Origin of the sequence: Opitutus sp. ER46, from assembly GCF_003054705.1 — a bacterium.
Lineage (GTDB): Bacteria > Verrucomicrobiota > Verrucomicrobiia > Opitutales > Opitutaceae > ER46.
Genome location: NZ_QAYX01000022.1, coordinates 546728 through 564057, shown reverse-complemented (window position 1 = coordinate 564057; position 17330 = coordinate 546728). Strand labels below are relative to the sequence as shown.

The 17330-nt window shown below is 66.8% G+C and carries 13 protein-coding genes; 6 read left to right on the top strand and 7 right to left on the bottom strand.

Annotated elements, in window-relative coordinates:
• Nucleotides 1-126: 126 nt before the first annotated feature.
• The 4 genes from DB354_RS12610 to lptD form a co-directional block, all read right to left on the bottom strand.
• A complete protein-coding gene (locus DB354_RS12610; protein WP_107835968.1) occupies nucleotides 127-381 on the bottom strand; it encodes a hypothetical protein in 255 nt (84 codons plus the stop codon).
• Nucleotides 378-1154, bottom strand: coding sequence for a segregation/condensation protein A (locus DB354_RS12605; protein WP_107835967.1), 777 nt, complete (start codon nucleotides 1152-1154; stop codon nucleotides 378-380). The genes DB354_RS12610 and DB354_RS12605 overlap by 4 nt, the downstream gene beginning before the upstream one ends.
• Nucleotides 1155-1296: 142 nt before the next feature.
• The gene (locus DB354_RS12600; RefSeq protein WP_107835966.1) at nucleotides 1297-2502 is read right to left on the bottom strand and encodes an RsmB/NOP family class I SAM-dependent RNA methyltransferase; all 1206 of its coding nucleotides are present in this window, start codon (nucleotides 2500-2502) and stop codon (nucleotides 1297-1299) included.
• 7 nt (nucleotides 2503-2509) lie between these two features.
• A complete protein-coding gene (gene lptD / locus DB354_RS12595; protein WP_158277508.1) occupies nucleotides 2510-4708 on the bottom strand; it encodes an LPS assembly protein LptD in 2199 nt (732 codons plus the stop codon).
• A 266-nt stretch (nucleotides 4709-4974) separates the two neighbouring features.
• Here lptD and DB354_RS12590 point away from each other — a divergent pair, with 266 nt between their 5' ends.
• Both DB354_RS12590 and DB354_RS12585 read left to right on the top strand, forming a co-directional pair.
• Nucleotides 4975-5304, top strand: coding sequence for a cytochrome c (locus DB354_RS12590; protein WP_107835964.1), 330 nt, complete (start codon nucleotides 4975-4977; stop codon nucleotides 5302-5304).
• A gap of 305 nt (nucleotides 5305-5609) precedes the next feature.
• On the top strand, nucleotides 5610-8177 hold the full coding sequence (locus DB354_RS12585; RefSeq protein WP_107835963.1) for a DEAD/DEAH box helicase: 2568 nt from the start codon (nucleotides 5610-5612) through the stop codon (nucleotides 8175-8177).
• Nucleotides 8178-8222: 45 nt separating this feature from the next.
• On the opposite strand, the gene DB354_RS12580 is transcribed toward DB354_RS12585, so the two are convergent.
• Complete coding sequence (locus DB354_RS12580) at nucleotides 8223-9008, bottom strand: glycosyltransferase family 2 protein (RefSeq protein ID WP_107835962.1); 786 nt, start codon at nucleotides 9006-9008, stop codon at nucleotides 8223-8225.
• 121 nt (nucleotides 9009-9129) lie between these two features.
• Between DB354_RS12580 and DB354_RS12575 the strand changes: the two genes are divergently transcribed.
• Together DB354_RS12575 and DB354_RS12570 are read left to right on the top strand one after the other, a co-directional pair.
• Entirely contained in the window at nucleotides 9130-9498 is a 369-nt protein-coding gene (locus tag DB354_RS12575) for a hypothetical protein (protein ID WP_107835961.1), read from the top strand.
• Between the two features lie 461 nt (nucleotides 9499-9959).
• On the top strand, nucleotides 9960-11126 hold the full coding sequence (locus DB354_RS12570; RefSeq protein WP_107835960.1) for a class I SAM-dependent rRNA methyltransferase: 1167 nt from the start codon (nucleotides 9960-9962) through the stop codon (nucleotides 11124-11126).
• Between the two features lie 90 nt (nucleotides 11127-11216).
• Here DB354_RS12570 and DB354_RS12565 read toward each other — a convergent pair whose 3' ends face one another.
• Nucleotides 11217-12800 carry a glucose-6-phosphate isomerase gene (locus tag DB354_RS12565; RefSeq protein ID WP_107835959.1) on the bottom strand — a complete coding sequence of 528 codons (1584 nt, stop codon included), beginning with the start codon at nucleotides 12798-12800 and terminating at the stop codon, nucleotides 11217-11219.
• 247 nt (nucleotides 12801-13047) lie between these two features.
• Nucleotides 13048-14748: a dihydroxy-acid dehydratase gene (gene ilvD / locus DB354_RS12560; RefSeq protein WP_107835958.1), complete on the bottom strand. Its 1701-nt coding sequence runs from the start codon at nucleotides 14746-14748 to the stop codon at nucleotides 13048-13050.
• Between the two features lie 141 nt (nucleotides 14749-14889).
• On the opposite strand from ilvD, the gene scpB reads away from it, so the two are divergent.
• Together scpB and pheA are read left to right on the top strand one after the other, a co-directional pair.
• Nucleotides 14890-15936: an SMC-Scp complex subunit ScpB gene (gene scpB, locus DB354_RS12555; RefSeq protein ID WP_107835957.1), complete on the top strand. Its 1047-nt coding sequence runs from the start codon at nucleotides 14890-14892 to the stop codon at nucleotides 15934-15936.
• 3 nt (nucleotides 15937-15939) lie between these two features.
• The gene (pheA, locus tag DB354_RS12550; RefSeq protein ID WP_233256633.1) at nucleotides 15940-17019 is read left to right on the top strand and encodes a prephenate dehydratase; all 1080 of its coding nucleotides are present in this window, start codon (nucleotides 15940-15942) and stop codon (nucleotides 17017-17019) included.
• Nucleotides 17020-17330 lie beyond the last annotated feature (311 nt).

Below are 17330 nucleotides of genomic sequence, written 5' to 3'. Positions count from 1 at the left end.
GAGAACCGAAAGCGCGGCGGAAGCAACTCCGGGGAGTTCATGCCGCCGCTGCAACTGCCGACCGGGCACGCGGGTGCGTAGGTCGACGCCCGGCGGGAATGGTCGGAGTGCAACGACGCAATCCGCTCAGCGCGGCCGCGATTTGTGGATGATCTCCGCGAGTTCCTCGGGGGCGACCTGCTCGAGGTGTTTCCCGCGGGACTTCAGTTCTTCGAAGGTCTTCACCACGGTCTCCGTCATCCGGCCGTGAGTCTCCTCCGAGCCGCCGACAATCGCGAACTTCTCGCCCGTCGTGATGCGCTTGTGACCGTCCTCATTGTCGAGCCCGAGCCCGAGCAAGGCGGCCTGACGCTTCGGCGTTTTCTTCTTCTTCGGAGTCACGCCGACACCGTGTCGGTGGGGATCACGGTTTCAAGTGGGTTCTGCACCACCTCGACGCTGATGTCGGCGAACGCCTCCGCCTGGCGAATACGGAACCGCTTGAGTCGCGTGAGCTCGAGCATGGCCAGGAAGGTGGCGACGAGCCGGCGCAGCGTGACGCCGGTCGGAAAGAGGCTGGAGAAGAGGAAACTCTGCTGGTCCCGGCAGCGGCCGAGCAACCACTCCATCTGGTCGGCAACGGTGACGACTTCGTCATGGATCTCGCCGACGACGAGCTTCTCGGCGAGGCGGCGCAGCACGATGTTGAAGGCGTTCCAGAGCTCGATGCGGTCGACGTTGCGGAGCGGGCGCTCCTGCTCCTCGGCGGACAGCTCCGAGATGTAGCGCTCCATCAGGTTCTGCCGGGTCTCGGCGAGGTTCGCCAACGCGGCGGCGGCTTCCTTGAACTTCTTGTACTGCAGGAGCTGATGGACGAGCTCCCAGCGCGGATCGACCTCCTCGTCCTCAGCGTTTGGATCGATCGCCTGCTGCCCCTTGGGGAGCAGCATCCGGCTTTTGATCTCCATCAGCGTGGCCGCCATGACGAAGAACTCGCCGGCGACATCGAGATCGAGCTGCTGCATCGCATGCAGGGCGTCGATGTACTGGTGGGTCACCGACTCGATGGGGATGTCGTAGATATCCAGCTCGTTCTTGCGAATGAGGAACAACAGCAAGTCGAGCGGACCTTCAAAGACTTGAAGCTTGATGCGATAATCGGCGTCAGGAACCACGTCGCGATGGTTGGCTGGGCCGCACTCGCGGCAACGGAAAAATCGGCGGGAAACGCGTGGGCTGCAGGTGGCTTGGGGCCGAACGGCCACGCCGGCGGCGGCGGTCGTCTCGGAGCGCCAAAGGCTCCGGCTGTATCGGGCGTCAGGCGGGTTGCCGGCGCAGGTGGGCAACGAAGAAGCCGTCGGTATCGTGGCGGGAGGGAAGGATGGTCAGACCGGTGGCGTCGGGGTGAAAACCGAATGCGTTGGCAAAGGCAGCGGGTGAAAACTCCGGATGGCGGGCCAGGAAGGCTGTCACGACGCCCGCGTTCTCCGTCCGCGCCAGCGAACAGGTGGCGTAGACCAGCTGGCCGCCGGGCCGCACCTGGCCGGCGTATCGTTCCAGCAGCGTGAGCTGCAGCGCGGCGCGATCGGCGAGCGTGCCGCGCGAGGTGGTCCACTTGAGGTGCGGCGCTCGCCGCCAGGTGCCGGATCCGGAGCACGGGGCGTCGACGAGCACGCCATCGTAGGCGGGAGAGGCGGGGACGGCGACGGTCCGGACCTGGGAAAGCCCCGCGCGGGAGACCCGGGCGCGTAGTTCGGCGAGTGCAGCGGGGCGAATGTCATGGGCATCCACCGCCCCGTGCGGGCCGACGAGCCGCGCGAGCTGGAGCGTCTTGCCGCCGGCGCCGGCGCACGCATCGAACCAACGCGTGCCGGGAGCGACGCCAATGCTGGCGAGGACAAGTTGGGAGCCAAGGTCCTGGATCTCGATCGCCCCGCGGGCGTAGGCGGCGGACCGCGTGACGTCGACCTCGCCCAGGACCTGCCAGGCATCCGGCAGGATGGCGGCGGGACGGCAGGACCACTGGTGGGCGGCAAACTCGCGCGCGACCTCGTCGGGGGCGTCGGTCTGCAGCCGGAGCCAGAGCGGGGCGCGGGCGAGCTGCGCCTCGAGTTCGGCGGCTGTGAAGGCGGCGGGGCACTCGGCGCGCAGCCACGCGGGCAGAAGCGTTTCGGGCGTGGCGCCGAGAAACGCGGCGCGGGCGGCGACGGTCGGCAGCGTGGGCCAGTCGCCGCAGATTTCCTGACGATAGGCGGCGGAGTCGCGCGTCTCGGCCGCGAGCCAGGCGATGATGCGACCCGCGCGCGTCGCGTCGGCCGCGAGCAGCGGTTCGATCCAGGGCAGGTAGCGCAGCGTGGTGTAGAGAAGTTCCCGATACAGGCGGCGGTCGCGGGAGCCGAACTCCTTGTGCCGGGCGAGGAGGGTCTGGAGGCGGGCGGGCAGGGCCTGGTCACGGTGCCAGTGCGGCTGCAACGCCGCGAGCAGGCGCAGGAAAATCTGCAGCTGGCTACCGGCGCGGCTCATGGCGCGTTCAGAACCGCACCGTGTCGACCTGGATGCTGAAGCCGAAGCCGCTCTCGCGCTGGCGGCCGGAGTAGAAGCTCACGAGGTAGGAGATCCGCCACATGTTCGCGAGATTCTGCACCACGCCGTAGGTCTGCTCGGTGAAGCGGTGCTTGCGCTGGTCGTAGCGCACCTGGGTGAGCACGTCGAAGTTCTCGTTCAGGCGGGCGCGCCCGTCGACGACGTAGTCCTCGAGTTGGTGGCGGAAGAAGCTGTTGCCGAAGCGGACGCTCCAGGCGTCGCCGTTGCGGACGGTCACCCCGGAGTTGAACTCGCGCAGCGTGAAGGTCTGCGGGGCAAAGCTGTTGTAGACGCCGACCTCGAGCCAGCGGGCCGGCATCGCGGCAAACTCGGCGTGAATCTCGGAGACGTCGCGCTCGCCCGGGGCGCGCTTGAAGCGGAAGTCATTCGCGACGTTGAGTCGCAGCAGGTCGCGGGAGCCGTAGCCCGCGTCGCGCGTTTGCAGCGTGTTGAGCAACGCGAGTCGCAGGGTGTGGGTCGGCTGGAGATCATCGATGGAGCGGACGTCGCCGAGTCCGAGCGGCGGCAGGTAGGTGGAGAAGGACTCGCGATCGATCGGCGGAATGTAGGCCCGGCCCTTGTCCGCCTGCGGAATGTAGCGGTAGCTGATCCGCGGCGTGAAGAGATGGCGGAGGCCGTCGATCTTCCAGGCCTCGTTGCGATACGCGAACGTGCCGCTGGCGTGCAGCTCGGCATCGGCGCCGACCTCGCCGAGCACGCGGGTGTACGGGCCGGCCTTCGCGGCGCCGCGCGTGTTCATGTAGTGGGTGACCCGACCGCCGGCGACCGGAGTCAACGCGAACCAGTCCCCGGACGAGATGGGCCGCGTCAGTGCGTAGTAGGCATCCATCCGTGTGCTCTGCAGCTCCTGGATGGCGCTGCCGGCATAGGGATGGGATGACCAATGCTGCTCGGCGGGGTAGAGGAACGCGCCCGCGGCGGGCAGCTCATTGGCCGGCATCGAGGCGAGGCCGGTCTGCGGATCGGGCAGGGGCGTCTCCCGGAGGAAGGCGATGCTGGCGTTGAACCGCTCGTAGAATCCGCCGCCGATCGGCATGGGCAGGAGGTCGACGCGGAGTTCCGGCGTGCGCTGCTGGACCACTTGGAAGGAGTTGGGCCGGAAGCGGGCGAAGGCGGAGGCAAACAGGTTCTCGCCGGCGTGGGTGAGTTCGACGAACGAGTCGGGCTGCTGCACCGGGAAAAATTCGCGGGGGCGGAAGTCGCGCAGCACCTCGGAGTCGCGCCACCAGTTGAACTGGCCGTTGAGGGTGACGGTCTCGGAGATCTGTTGCTGGTGCTGCCATTCGAAGAACGCGCGATTCTCCGGCACCGCGCGGCCCAGCAGGTCGGTCTTCTTGTCGCCGTGGTCGTTGATATAGCCGCTTTGGAAGCTGCCCCGGAGGCGTGCCGGGTCAGTCGGGCTGGAATAGGAACCCGAGGGCCCGGCGAGGAGCCCCCGCTCCGTGTAGTAGCCCACATCACCGCCGAGGCGCAGCCCGGGCGTCACTGGCAGGTGCAGCCCCAGGTCAACGAACGCGCCGAGCGAGCCGCGATAGCCGCCGCTGAAAGTCAGGAGGGACCACAGCGGGTCGGACAGATTCTGTTCGAATTTGGGGAACGGGACGGGCTGGACGCCGCCGATGCCGAGTTGAGTGCGTGCCGAGCGGACCTGCCGGGTCTCGGGGTTGAGGGTGATCTGCTCCGCCCGGGCGGTGGGCTGCCAGGGGCCGGGCTCTCCGTAGGAGATGCGCGCCTGGTGGACGGTGACCGTGTCGCGGGCACCGCTGGCCGAAGCGCCCTCGATGTAGTACGGGAAGCTGCCCAACCGAATGTTCTCGGCGGTGAAGGTACGCTCGACCCGATGGAAGACCACGCGGTCGGCCAGGATACGGAGGGGGCCGCGGGTGTAGACCACGTGGCCAGAAGCCGTGATGGTCTCGGGGTTGGTGCCCTGCTGGCCCTTGAAACGAAACTCGTCGGCGGTGACCAGGAGATCGCCTTCGCGCAACTCGGCGTGCCCGATGAGCGCGGTCTCGTCGGTGGCGAGGAGATAATCGGTACGGTCGGCACTGAGCTGGGTGCCGGCGGGCTGCTCCGCGTGCAAGAGACCAACCAGGCAGCAGCAAAGGATTAGGCGACGAATCACGGGCGCAGCAAAGGGGCGGCCAAACGGGCAAGCAAGCCTCAGCTGGCGGGTCCCGGAACCGGGTGAGTGACGGTGAAAAGCGGCGCGGTGGGGAGGGTAAAACCGGCGGACGGCGAACATGGGGACCAGCAGAGTGCGCCGGCTCGTCGGTAGTTCCGCAAAAGTGGAGGACGACAAAAGGTGCGTGATGCCGAAGGCAGGCTAAAGCGCGTGCTGGACAAAAAACGCGCGGCGGTGCCGGAGGGCCTGTGTTACCCTCTCCCGGCATGAAGACCAAAATGGTTGTGCTTGCTGGACTCCTCGCGGCGGCCGTGCCCGCCGCTTTCGCTGCCGATGCCAAGACGAACTGGGAAGACCATTGCGCGCGGTGCCATGGCGCCACGGGCAAGGCTGACTCCAAGATGGGCCAGAAGCTGAAACTGCGGGACTACTCTGACCCGAAGGTGCAGGCTGCCTTCACCGACGAGCAGCTGCTCGAGGCGACAATGAAGGGCGTGATCGTGGACGGAAAAGAGAAGATGAAGGGCTACGCGGACAAATTGAGCGCGGACGAGGGCAAGGAGCTCGTGAAGCTCATCCGCAGCTTCAAGTCCTGAGCGGACGCGAACGCTTTCGTCCGGAGTTCAGCAACCGATCGCTTTCCGCCCGCGCGGCCATCCGGCCCGCGGGCGTCTTTGTGTCCACCGGCGGAGGCTTCGGCGGGTCGGCGACGGCCCCAAGGTAGGTTGCGGTAGCCCGAGCCGGCGACGGAACGGGAGGCGGCGGTAGTGGTCGGGCGCGGTGCGATGCGCGGCGCGCGCGGGAGGAGCGGGAACATAGGCGGCGGGGCCGGCGCGCGGCGACGTGGCGCGGACGCCCTCCTTGCTTGTCTCGGGCGCGAGGTCGCGTCGTTGTGAGGCGCATGTCGACCGTTTCGCCGCCACCTCCACCTCTTGCCCCGCTGCCTGCGGGGGCCGACGCCGATGCGGTGCTGGACCGGTTCCTGACGGTGGCGGGGGAGCGCGGGCTGACGCTGTATCCGGAGCAGGAGGAGGCGATTCTTGAACTGTTCGCCGGGCGCAATGTGGTCCTGAATACGCCGACCGGCTCGGGAAAGTCGCTGGTCGCGGCGGCGTTCCATTTCAAGGCGCTCTGCGCGGGCGAGCGCTCGGTGTACACGTGCCCGATCAAGGCGCTGGTGAACGAGAAGTTCCTTTCGTTGTGCCGTGACTTCGGGCCCGAGAACGTCGGCATGATGACGGGTGACGCGAGCGTGAATCCCGGCGCGAAGGTGTTGTGCTGCACGGCGGAGATCCTAGCCAACATGGCGCTGCATCGCGGGGCGGAGAGCGACGTGCGGGCCGTGATCATGGACGAGTTCCACTACTACGCCGACGCCGAGCGCGGCACGGCATGGCAGGTGCCGCTGCTCACCATGCCGCGGGCGCGGTTCCTGTTGATGTCGGCCACGCTGGGCGCGACCGAGAAGTTCGAGCGGGCCCTGGCGGGGCTCACGGGAGCCGAGAGCGTGACGGTCCGCAGCGATCGGCGGCCGGTACCGCTGGAGTACGAGTATTCGGAGACGCCCCTGGCGGAAAAGGTGGCGGAACTGCTGATGACGAAGCGGGCCCCGATCTATCTGGTGTACTTCACGCAGCGGGCGGCGTCGGAGGGGGCGCAGAACTTCACGAGCCTGAACGTCTGCACGAAGGAGGAGAAGGCGGCGTTGCAGGCGGAGCTGGAGGGCGTGCGGTTCAACAGCCCCTACGGTAAGGAACTCCGCCGGTTCCTGCGCCACGGCATCGGCGTGCACCATGCCGGTCTGTTGCCCAAGTACCGCGTGCTGGTGGAACAGCTGGCGCAGCGCGGGCTGCTCAAGCTGATCTGCGGCACGGACACGCTGGGCGTGGGCATCAACGTGCCGATTCGCACCGTCGTGTTCACGCAGCTCTGGAAGTACGACGGGACGAAGGCGGCCATTCTCAGCGTGCGCGACTTTCGGCAGATCTCGGGGCGAGCCGGGCGCCGGGGGTTCGATGACCGCGGTTTCGTCGTCGCGCAGGCGCCGGAGCACGTGATCGAGAACAAGCGGCTCGACGAGAAGGCGGCCGCCGATCCGCGCAAGAAGAAGGCCGTGCGGCAGAAGGCTCCGGAGGGGGCGGTCGGTTGGGATGTGAAGACCTTCGAGCGGCTGCGGACGGCCCCGCCGGAGGAGCTGTCGTCGAAGTTCGAGGTGAGCCACGGCATGCTGTTGCTGGTGCTAAGCCGGGACGCAGATGGCTGTCGGGCGATGCAGCGGATCATCCGCGACTCGCACGAAACGCCGCATCGCAAGTGGGCGCTTCGCCGCCGGGGCTGGCAACTGTTTCGCGCGCTGCTGGAGCGCAAGATCGTGGAGTGGATCCCGCGGCAGGCCTCGGGCCGGAAGCTGCAGGTCAACGTGGAGCTGCAGGACGACTTCTCGCTGCACCAGGCGTTGTCCCTGTACCTGATCGACACGCTGCCGCGGCTCGATGCCGCGTCCCCCGACTACGCCTTCGACGTGCTGACGCTCTGCGAGGCGATCGTGGAGGACCCCGACACGATCCTGCGCCGGCAGTTGGACAAGCTGAAGACCGAGAAGCTGGAGGAGATGCGGGCGGCGGGGATCGAGTATCAGGAGCGGATGGAGAAGCTCGACCAGATGGAGCACCCGAAGCCGTTGCGGGAGTTCCTGTACGACACCTTCAACGCCTTCGCCGCGGTTCACCCGTGGGTCGAGCAGGAGAACGTGCGGCCCAAGTCGATCGCCCGGGAGATGTACGAGCGCTACCTCTCGTTTTCGGACTACGTGAAGGAGTACGGGCTGCAGCGCTCGGAGGGACTGCTGCTGCGGCATTTGTCGCAGGTCTGGAAGGTCCTCGCGCAGACCGTGCCGGCGGGCGTGAAGACCGACGAAGTCGCGGAGATGGAGGACTATTTCCGCGAACTGATTCGCGGGGTGGACTCGAGTCTCCTCGAGGAATGGGAGCGCTTGCGGAACCCGGAGTTCGTGGCGGCGGAGACGGCGGACAAACCGGCGCGGCCGACGACGTTCGACGTGACGCGCGACACGCAGGCGTTCCGCCGGCTCGTGCGGACCGCGATCCTTGGTTTCCTGCAGGATGTTGCTGCCCGCGAGTGGGAGAGCGCAAACAGCCGGTTGGTCCATGGCACGGTGGCCGAAGTGGGGAGCGACGTGCTCTCGCCCGAGGCGCGGGCGCTCGAGCAGGGGTTCAAGACCTACTTCGAGGCGCGTGGCCGGTTTCGACTGGATCCGGAGGGCCGCGCGGGGAAACACACCCACTGGGAAACGGATGCGGCCGCCGGAACCTGGCGGGTGGCGCAGGTCCTCATCGACGCCGAGGCGCAGAACGATTGGGAGGTGCGCTTCACGGTCTCGCTTGCCCGCTCACGTGACGAGAACCGGGCCGTGGTCACGTTCGACGGCCTGGCTCCGATCGGGACCTGAGTTGCAGCGCGGACGCCAGAGCCGCGGCGTGGCGGGATCCGGAGATCAGATGTCGGCGTCGGGCCGACGGCCGACATTCCGGATCTCGGGCGGGAAGAGTTCGGAGCGGGCCAGGCCCATGGCCGCGAGGCGGTAGGACAGGGCGGTGCCGAGGCAGCCAAACCCGTAACGGGTGCTGCGCCGAAAATTGATCGAGGACGCCTCGGGGAAGTACTTCGTCGGGCAGCTCACTTCGGCGACCGTGTAGCCGCACCAGAAAATCTGCGCGAGCATCTGGTTGTCGAAGACGAAGTCGTCGGAATTGCGCTGCCAGGGCACCCGCTCGAGCAGCTCGCGCGAGAAAGCGCGGTAGCCCGTGTGGTACTCAGAGAGCTTCTCATCGAGGATGAGATTTTCGGAGAGGGTCAGCGCGCGGTTGGCGACGTATTTCCAGAGCGGCATGCCGCCGCGGCGTGCGTAGTTGCCCAGGATGCGGCTGGCGATGACGCACGGGTAAAGCCCGTTCGCGATCATCGACGAAATCGCGGGGATCAGCTGTGGCGTGTACTGGTAGTCCGGGTGGACCATGATCACGACGTCCGCGCCGGCGGCGAGGGCGAGGCGGTAGCAGGACTTCTGGTTGCCGCCGTAGCCGAGGTTTTTTTCGTGCACGTGCACGTCGGTGTGCGGCAGCTCGCGGGCGAGGCCCACGGTGTCATCCCGACTCGCGTCGTCGACGACGATCACGCGGTCGACCACGCCTTGGGCCATGACCTCGTCGTAGGTGCGACGAAGTGTCTTGGCCGCGTTGTAAGCTGGCATGACGACGACGATCTTTTTCCCCAGGTGCATTTCTACGGCGGTAAAATGGAACAACTTGCGGGCCGTTCCGGCGGTGGGGAAGTAAATTCTTCGCGCCCGGTGGGACCTTGCAGTCCGCCCGAAGATGGGCTTTTTAGGCAGGCCCTTTTCAATGATTACGAAATTCCGTCTGGCCTCGGTGCTTGTCCTCCTCCCGCTGCTGTCGGCGTGTGGAACCTCGTCGATGGGTTCGGAGGCCATGCGCGGGGTGGTGCTGCAGTATCTGGGATCCGACGTCGGCACGGTCGGGCCCTTCTACAAGGGCGGCAAGAAGGAGCTGGACGTGCTCGCCGTGGCGGAACGCAGCCGGGCTGAAAGCCTGATCGACGGTGGCGCGGCCCTCTTCCTGGTGTACAGCTCGACGCTGGCCACGCGCACGCGCGGGGCGACCGGCGCGGATCGCATCATTCTCGTGCAGCATGGAAAAATCGTGGGCGATTTTGCGGCGCAGCCGCCGCCTGCGCCCGCCGCGGCGCAGTGAATTTTGGCGCGCAAAACCATCACGCCGCACCGGGTTTAGCGATTGGCGGTGCATTCATTGCGTAGGGGGTAGGCCCTAGGAGTTCGCGGCGGACGCTGATCGTCCTCTCTAGGGTGTTTCTCCAAAATGCTTAAATTCTTCAGCCCCGTGCCGATAGACAGGGCGTGAAGATCCTTCTCACCATCGCCATCTACCTCAGCTTTGTCTTCGCCTTGGCGGCCATCAGCGCCTACACGCGCCGCCCGGAGCCGAGCGAAGTCACGGACGAGGAACTCTGACGCACTCTGGCGTCAGATAGGCCCGCGTTCGAGACGCCACTGCGTCGCGTACACGGGTGCGTGCATCCTCTCGTCGGGATTCACGCCCTGGTCAGGATGGCGGTAGACGACAATTATGGGACGTGCCTCGCGGCACGTCCTTTTTTGTGTCGCGACGCGGGGTGAACGCGCAAACGTTGCGCCGTGGTTCCTCCGTCGTCGCTCAAACTCAAACCGAATATTCGTGCCCGCGCCGCGCATGGGCACCCGTGGATTTTCGCCAACGAAGTCGAGGCGCTATTGCCGGCGGAGCATGACGGCGAGCTGGTGGAGGCGCGCGACCGGAATGGCCGCTTCCTGGGCGTCGGCATCTACAATTCGCGATCGCAGATCGTGTGGCGGCGGCTGAGCCGGGAACGCGTCGCGCTCGACGCGGCCTACATCCGCACGGCGGTTGAGCGGGCGGTGGCGCGGCGGGCTGAGGAACCGGCCCGCCGGCTCATCTGGTCGGAATCCGACGACCTGCCGGGCCTGGTGGTGGATCAGTTTGGCGACACGCTCGTGGTGCAGATCCAGACGCTCGCGCTGGAGAAGCGCGCGGGGATCGTGAGCGATGTCCTGGCGGAGTTGCTGAAACCAGCCGAGATCATCTTCCGCAACGACGCGCCGATCCGCCGGCTGGAGGGCTTGCCCCAGGAGGTGCACACCCGGAGCGGCGGCGAGTGGGAACCGCGCTGGATGCGCATCGGCGGCTTCGAGTATTGGCTCGATCTGCAGCATGGGCAGAAGACCGGATTCTACCTCGATCAACGGGTGCAGCACGGCGTGGTCGCGAAGCATGCGGCCGGCCGGCGGGTCCTGGACGCGTTCTGCAACCAGGGTGCCTTCGCGCTGCATGCGGCGCGCGCCGGCGCCAACGAGGTGCTTGGCCTCGATAGCGCCGAGGACGCCGTGGCGGCGGCGCGGCGCAACGCCGAGCGCAATGGCGTGAAGGCCGAGTTTCAGGTGGCGAACGTGTTCGACTGGTTCAACGACCCGGCGCGGGCGGTGGAGCCGATGTGGGACCTGATCATCCTCGATCCGCCGCCCTTCGCGAAGTCCAGGAGCGCGCTCGAGGGGGCGCTCCGCGGCTACAAGGAAATCAATCTCCGCGCCATGCAGCGGCTCGCGGCCGGGGGCGTGCTGGCGACCTATACCTGCTCGCACCACATGCAGGATGCCGAACTGCGCGGTGTGCTGGCCGAGGCGGCGGCGGACGCGAAGCGCAAGGTGCGGGTGCTCGAATGGGCGCACCAGCCGCCGGATCACCCGGTGCTCGCGACGATGTCCGAGAGCGAGTACCTGCGCGGCTACCTGCTGCAGCTCGATTGAGCGGCCGCGGCCCGACGGGTGGCGCGGCGCCAAAGCAAACGGGCGGACCCGAGGGTCCGCCCGCTTTGTCATTGAACGTTGGAGACGCGCTCAGGCGTTGAGCTTGTACTGCGATTCGTACCAGGGCGACTTGGCGCGCTTCTTCAAACCGGAGCCCTTGTTGGCGGCGAGGTGCTCGAGAATCTTGAACACGAGCTCGGTCTGCTCGGAGACGCCCGCCGCGGCAGCCAATTCTTCGGCGGTGAAGGCCTTGCCGGCGGAACCCTTGAGCGTTTCGACCAGCTTAAGCTTGAGGGCGATGACGGCACCCGCGGCCTTCTTGCCGGCTTCGACGCCGGGCTGGTGATACGCGTTGATGCCGATGAGCGTGGCGTAGAAGCCGACGACGCGCTCGTACAGCGCGATGAGCATGCCCAGCGTGCGCGGCGAGACGTCCGGCACGGTGATGGTGATCGAGTGGCGGTCTTTCTCGGTGAGGGCGTCGCGGGTGCCGAGGTAGAACCCCTGGAGGAAGTCGCCGGAGGTCACGCCCGGCTCGACGTCCATCGCGGTCTTGGCGTCCCGGTCCTTGAGGACCTCGATGAACGTCACGAAGAAGTTGTTCACGCCCTCGCGCAGCTGCTGCACGTAGGCGTGCTGATCGGTGGAACCCTTGTTGCCGTAAACGGCGACGCCCTGGTTCACGAGGTTGCCCTGCAGGTCACGCTCCTTGCCGAGCGACTCCATGACGAGCTGCTGCAGGTAGCGGGAGAAGAGGAGGAGGCGGTCCTTGTAGGGAAGCACGACCATGTCCTTCGCGCCGCGGCCGTCGGTCGCGTAATGCCACATCAGCGCGAGGAGCGCGGCGGGATTCTGGGCGGTGATGGACTGACGGGTGACGGCGTCCATGGCGGCCGCCCCGTCGAGCATGGCCTGGATGTCGATGCCCTGCAGCGCGGCGGGCAGGAGGCCCACGGCGGAGAGCTCGCTGGTGCGGCCGCCGACCCAGTCCCACATGGCGAAGCGGGCGAGCCAGCCCTCGCTGGCCGCGGTCTGGTCGAGCTTGGAACCGGCGCCGGTGACGGCGACGAACTGCTTCGCGTAATCGAGGCCGGCGGCCTTAAAGGCGGCAATGGCCTCGAGCATGCCGTTGCGCGTCTCGGCGGTGCCGCCGGACTTGGAGATGACGACGACGAGGGTGCGGGCGAGCTGGCCCCGGAGGGTGGCGAGGACGTAGTCGATGCCGTCGGGATCGGTGTTGTCGAAGAACGTGACGGCGAGCTTGTCCTTGCGCGGCTGTCCGAGCGCGTGGTTCACGAGCTGGGGTCCGAGCGCGGAGCCGCCGATGCCGATGACGAGGAGGTTCTTGAATTTGCCCTTGGGGCCGCTGACGTCGCCGGCGTGCACGCGGGCGGTGAACTCCTTGATCTGGGCAAGGGTGGACGTGATCTCCTGGGTGAGCTCGGCGCGGGGCGCGAGCTGCGGGGCGCGCAGCCAGTAATGGCCGACCATGCGCTTCTCGTCGGGGTTGGCAATCGCGCCGCCCTCGAGGTCCTTCATCGCCTGGAACGCCTGCTGCATGCGCGGCTCCATCGCGGCGAGGAAGTCGTCGGGGAAGGGGATCCGGGAGATATCGAGGGAGACGCCGAGGTCGGCGTGGTGATAGAAGTGGGTTTTGAAACGGTTCCAGCTCATGGCGAGGTGCCTGTGTTAACAGCCGGGCGGGGTCGCACGAAGCCAAAAACCGCGGGTACAATCCCCGGAACACGAGTGGCAAAAATCCGGTGATCCGCGGCGGCTCCGCGAACTGGGGCGAAGCGCCATGCCACCATGGCGCGCGCCGACCGGCCACGTCGGGAGCGGTGGGCAGGAAAATGGCCGGCGCCCAGGAGGAGCCGGCCGGTGTAGCATCACGGCGCGCGAGTCGCGCGGGCGCTGGAGCTCAGAGGTATTTGTCGGTCACGGCGCCTTCAGAGGCAGTGGAGACCAGTTTGGCGTACTTGGCGAGGGCGCCGCGGGTTTCCTTCTGCTTGCGCGGTTTCCAGGCGGCGAGGCGCGCCTTCAGCTCCTTCGGTGAGATGTCGAGGGTGATCTCGTTCTTCACCGCATCGATGGTGATGGGGTCGCCGTTCTTCACGACGCCGATGGCGCCGCCGCGGGCGGCTTCCGGCGTGATGTGGCCGACGACGAAACCGTGGCTGCCGCCGGAGAAACGACCGTCGGTGATGAGCGCGACCTCCTTGCCGAGGCCCTTGCCCATGATGGCGCTGGTCGGGGAGAGCATCTCGCGCATGCCGGGACCGCCGACGGGGCCTTCGTTGCGGATGACGACGACGTGGCCGGATTTGACGCGGCCGTTGAGAATCGCGGCCAGCGCGGCCTCCTCGCCTTCGAAGACGATCGCCTTGCCGGAGAACTGGAGACCTTCCTTGCCCGAGATCTTCGCGACGGCGCCGCCGACGGCCAGGTTGCCGTAGAGAATGCGGAGGTGGCTGTCGGGCTTGATCGGGTTCGACCACGGACGGACGACGTCCTGGTTGGTCGGGTAAGGCTGCACGTCGCGCAGGTTCTCGGCGACGGTCTTGCCGGTGACGGTGAGGCAGTCGCCGTGGATGAGGCCGTGATCGAGCAGCATCTTCATCAGCGGCGGCAGGCCGCCGACGCGGGAGAGATGGGCCATGCCATAGCGGCCGGACGGCTTGAGGTCGGCGAGGACGGGGACGCGCTTACCGACGCGGGTGAAATCATCGATCGTCAGCTTCACGCCGGCGGTGTGGGCGATCGCGAGCAGGTGCAGCACGGCGTTCGTGGAGCCGCCGAGGGCGATGACGACGGTGATGGCGTTCTCGAACGCCTTCTTCGTCATGATATCGCGCGGACGGATGCCGGCCTTGAGGAGGGCGAGGGCGGCTTCGCCGGCGCGCTCACAGTCGGCCTTCTTCTCCTTGCTGATCGCGACCTGCGCGGAGCTGTTGGGAAGACTCATGCCGAGCGCCTCGATGGCGGACGCCATGGTGTTGGCGGTGTACATGCCGCCGCAGGAGCCCGGGCCGGGAATCGAGCAGCTCTCGACCTTCTTCAACTCGTCGTCGCTGAGCTTGCCGGCGGCGTGCTGGCCCACGGCTTCGAACACCGAGACGATATCGCATTCCTTCTTCGAGTCGGGATGGATGCCCGGGAGAATCGTGCCGCCATAGACGAAGACAGAGGGCCGGTTCAGGCGCGCCATGGCCATGAGGCAGCCGGGCATGTTCTTGTCGCAACCGCCGATCGCGACCAGCGCGTCGAAGCCTTCGCCGCCCGTGACCGTCTCGATGGAGTCGGCGATCACTTCGCGCGACACGAGCGAGTAGCGCATGCCGGGAGTGCCCATGCTAATGCCGTCCGACACCGTGATCGTGCCAAAGATGATCGCCTTGCCACCGGCCGAATTGGCGCCGGCTTCGGCATCCCGCGCCAGTTGGTCAATGTGCATGTTACACGGCGTCACCATGCTCCAGGTGGAGGCGATGCCGACGACTGGCTTCTTGAAATCTTCATCCTGGAAACCGACGGCACGAAGCATGGAGCGGTTGGGAGCCCGGTCGGGGCCGTCGTGGACAATGGAGGAGAACGGACGCTGAGAGTTGGGGACAGTGCTCATGGCGAAAGGCCGCACACCACCAGAGGCGGAAAACCCCGGCAAGGCTGATTCCCGGCGAGGCGTGTCAGCAGGGCGGCCGGGGCGGAAATTCAGGTTGCATGGGGTGGGGGCGCTGCCCATCACTCCTCGGTTTTCACGGGCATGGCGTTCAATCTGAAAAAAGTGCTGAAGGCACTGCTGCTTTCCACGAACCAACCTCTGGGCATCAAGGATATCCAGGCGGCTTTCACGCGCTATCACGACCAGGCCGCGAGCCTGCCGGAAGCAGAGGGCGAGGAAGCGCCGGCAGCTGCGCCGGACGTCGCGCCCGCTGCCACAGAAGCCGTGGCGGCTGAGTCCGAGGCGAGCGTCGTCAGCGAGCCCGTTGCCAACGGCGAGGTCAGCGCCGAGAGCCCGGCTGAGCCGGTGGCATCGGCTGAAGTCGCCACCGCGTCAGCGCCGGCGGCTGAGCCGGCCGAGATCCTGGTCGAGGAGACGCCGCAGGACCCGGAGCTTTACAGTGAAGTGCCGTCGCTCGTGACGGCCGCGCAGATCCGCGAGGCGATGGACGTGATCGCAGCGGAGCTGAAGGCCGCCGACGAAGGCATTCTGCTCATCGAGGGCAACAACGGTTACCGGATTGTGACGAACCCGCGCTTCGCCCGCTGGGTGCGCATTCTCCGCCAGGAGCCGCCGCCGGTGAAGCTGAGCCAGTCCGCGATCGAGACGCTCGCGGTGATCGCCTACCGGCAGCCGGTGACGCGCGGCGAGATCGAGACCATCCGCGGCGTGTCGGCGGAGGCCGGTGTGAACAAGTTGCTCGAGCGCGAGCTCATTTACGTTGTCGGCCGCGCCGACGCGCCCGGACGACCGATCCAGTACGGCACGACCGACCAGTTCCTCGAATTCGTGGGCATCAAGTCGCTCGAAGAGCTCCCGGCGTCGGACGTCCTGTCGTCCCGCCAGATCGACGAGTGGCTCAAGACCAACGAGAACGCCCGCCCCCCGAACGACACCGACATGGGTCTGCCGGAGGAGCAGCTTCCGCTCGACGCGGCTGCGGCCGACGGCGACGCGGCGGTGGAGGAGGCGATCGACGCGTCCTCCTCGGCGGAGTCGCCGGTGAGCGAAGCATCGGAAGCCGCCGAAGCGGCACCTCCGACGGAGGAGCCGGCCGAAAAGGATCAAAGCAGTCCACCTCCCTCCTAAATCATGGATCTCGAGCCCATTCGCCAGAAGATCGACCAGCTCGACAGTCAGTTGGTCCAGTTGCTGAACGAGCGGCTGGCCCTGGCCGCGGAGATTGGGAAAGTGAAGCGCAGCTTGGGCGGCCAGATTTACGTGGCCGAGCGGGAGGACGCGGTCCTCCGCAAGGTGACCGCGCAGAACGTCGGCCCGATCAAGAACGAGGCCCTGCAGGCGATTTACCGGGAGATCATGTCGGCGGCCATCGCGCTGGAGAAGCCGCTGCTGATCGCGTACCTCGGGCCCGAGGCGAGCAACACGCACGCCGCGGCGCTCAAGAAGTTCGGCGCCAGCGTGGACTACCACGCGATGGCGACGGTGAGCGACATCTTCACCGCGGTGGAGAAGGGGGAGACGGACTACGCCGTCATCCCGATTGAGAATTCGACTGAGGGATCGGTGCGCGAGGCGCTCGATAGTTTCGTGGAGAGCGAGCTAAAAATCGTGGCCCAGATCTACCTCGAGATCACCCATGCGCTGATCTCGAACTCGCCGCTGGAGGACATCGAGCGCGTGTACTCGAAGGACCAGGCGCTCGCGCAATGCCGTCACTGGCTGCAGCGTCACCTGCCGCATGCGCAGCTCGTCGAGGCGACCAGTACCTCGCGCGCGGTGCAGATGGCCAAGGAAGAGCCTGGCACCGCGGCGATCGCAGGTGAGCTGGCGGCGGAGCATTACGGTGTGCCGATCCTTGAGCGGGCGATCCAGGACAAGGCGGACAACACCACGCGTTTCTTTGTGCTCGGCCGCAAACCCTCGGGTCCTGTGGGCAACGGCAAGGACCTCACCAGCCTGCTGGTCTCGCTGGGCGACGAGGCCGCGGCGCATTCCGGCGCGCTGCTCAAGATGCTGATGCCGCTCGCCGAGCGCGGGATCAACCTGTCGAAGATCGAGTCACGCCCGAGCAAGAAGCGCCCGTGGGACTACTACTTCTTCCTCGATATCACCGGCCACTACGACGACCCGGGAATGAAGGCTGCGCTCTCCGAGCTAAAGCGGTTCTGCCCCATGGTGAAGTGGCTCGGCAGTTATCCGGCCGTCAGCTGAAAAGGCTGAAAGCTGAAAGCTGAACGCTGAAGGCTGAAGACGAAGAGGCTGGCTGACGGTTGGGTTGCTCATCCTTTGGCCGAACCGCTGACGTCGCGGCGTGACAGCGCCCCGCTGGTCTGCGGTGGACGGGAACCGGCTTCTGGCGCCCGGCCCTCTGACCTGCGTTCCGGCGTCCATTATGCGACGTCCGACCTGCCTCTGGCGGGGTCCGTTTGCTTGGCCCGAGTCCGAGATAACACGCCAAATCTGGCGCGTTAACTCAGATAACACGCCAGATTTGGCGTGTTATCTCCGTTTGCCGCGCGGGC

Bases quoted from the DNA above. Each gene is read 5' to 3' on its own strand.
- DB354_RS12565 (WP_107835959.1), bottom strand. From the start codon at position 12,800: ATGAGCTGGAACCGTTTCAAAACCCACTTCTATCACCACGCCGACCTC.
- ilvD (WP_107835958.1), bottom strand. From the start codon at position 14,748: ATGAGCACTGTCCCCAACTCTCAGCGTCCGTTCTCCTCCATTGTCCAC.
- scpB (WP_107835957.1), top strand. From the start codon at position 14,890: ATGGCGTTCAATCTGAAAAAAGTGCTGAAGGCACTGCTGCTTTCCACG.
- DB354_RS12600 (WP_107835966.1), bottom strand. From the start codon at position 2,502: ATGAGCCGCGCCGGTAGCCAGCTGCAGATTTTCCTGCGCCTGCTCGCG.
- DB354_RS12590 (WP_107835964.1), top strand. From the start codon at position 4,975: ATGAAGACCAAAATGGTTGTGCTTGCTGGACTCCTCGCGGCGGCCGTG.
- DB354_RS12580 (WP_107835962.1), bottom strand. From the start codon at position 9,008: ATGCACCTGGGGAAAAAGATCGTCGTCGTCATGCCAGCTTACAACGCG.
- pheA (WP_233256633.1), top strand. From the start codon at position 15,940: ATGGATCTCGAGCCCATTCGCCAGAAGATCGACCAGCTCGACAGTCAG.
- DB354_RS12585 (WP_107835963.1), top strand. From the start codon at position 5,610: ATGTCGACCGTTTCGCCGCCACCTCCACCTCTTGCCCCGCTGCCTGCG.
- DB354_RS12575 (WP_107835961.1), top strand. From the start codon at position 9,130: ATGATTACGAAATTCCGTCTGGCCTCGGTGCTTGTCCTCCTCCCGCTG.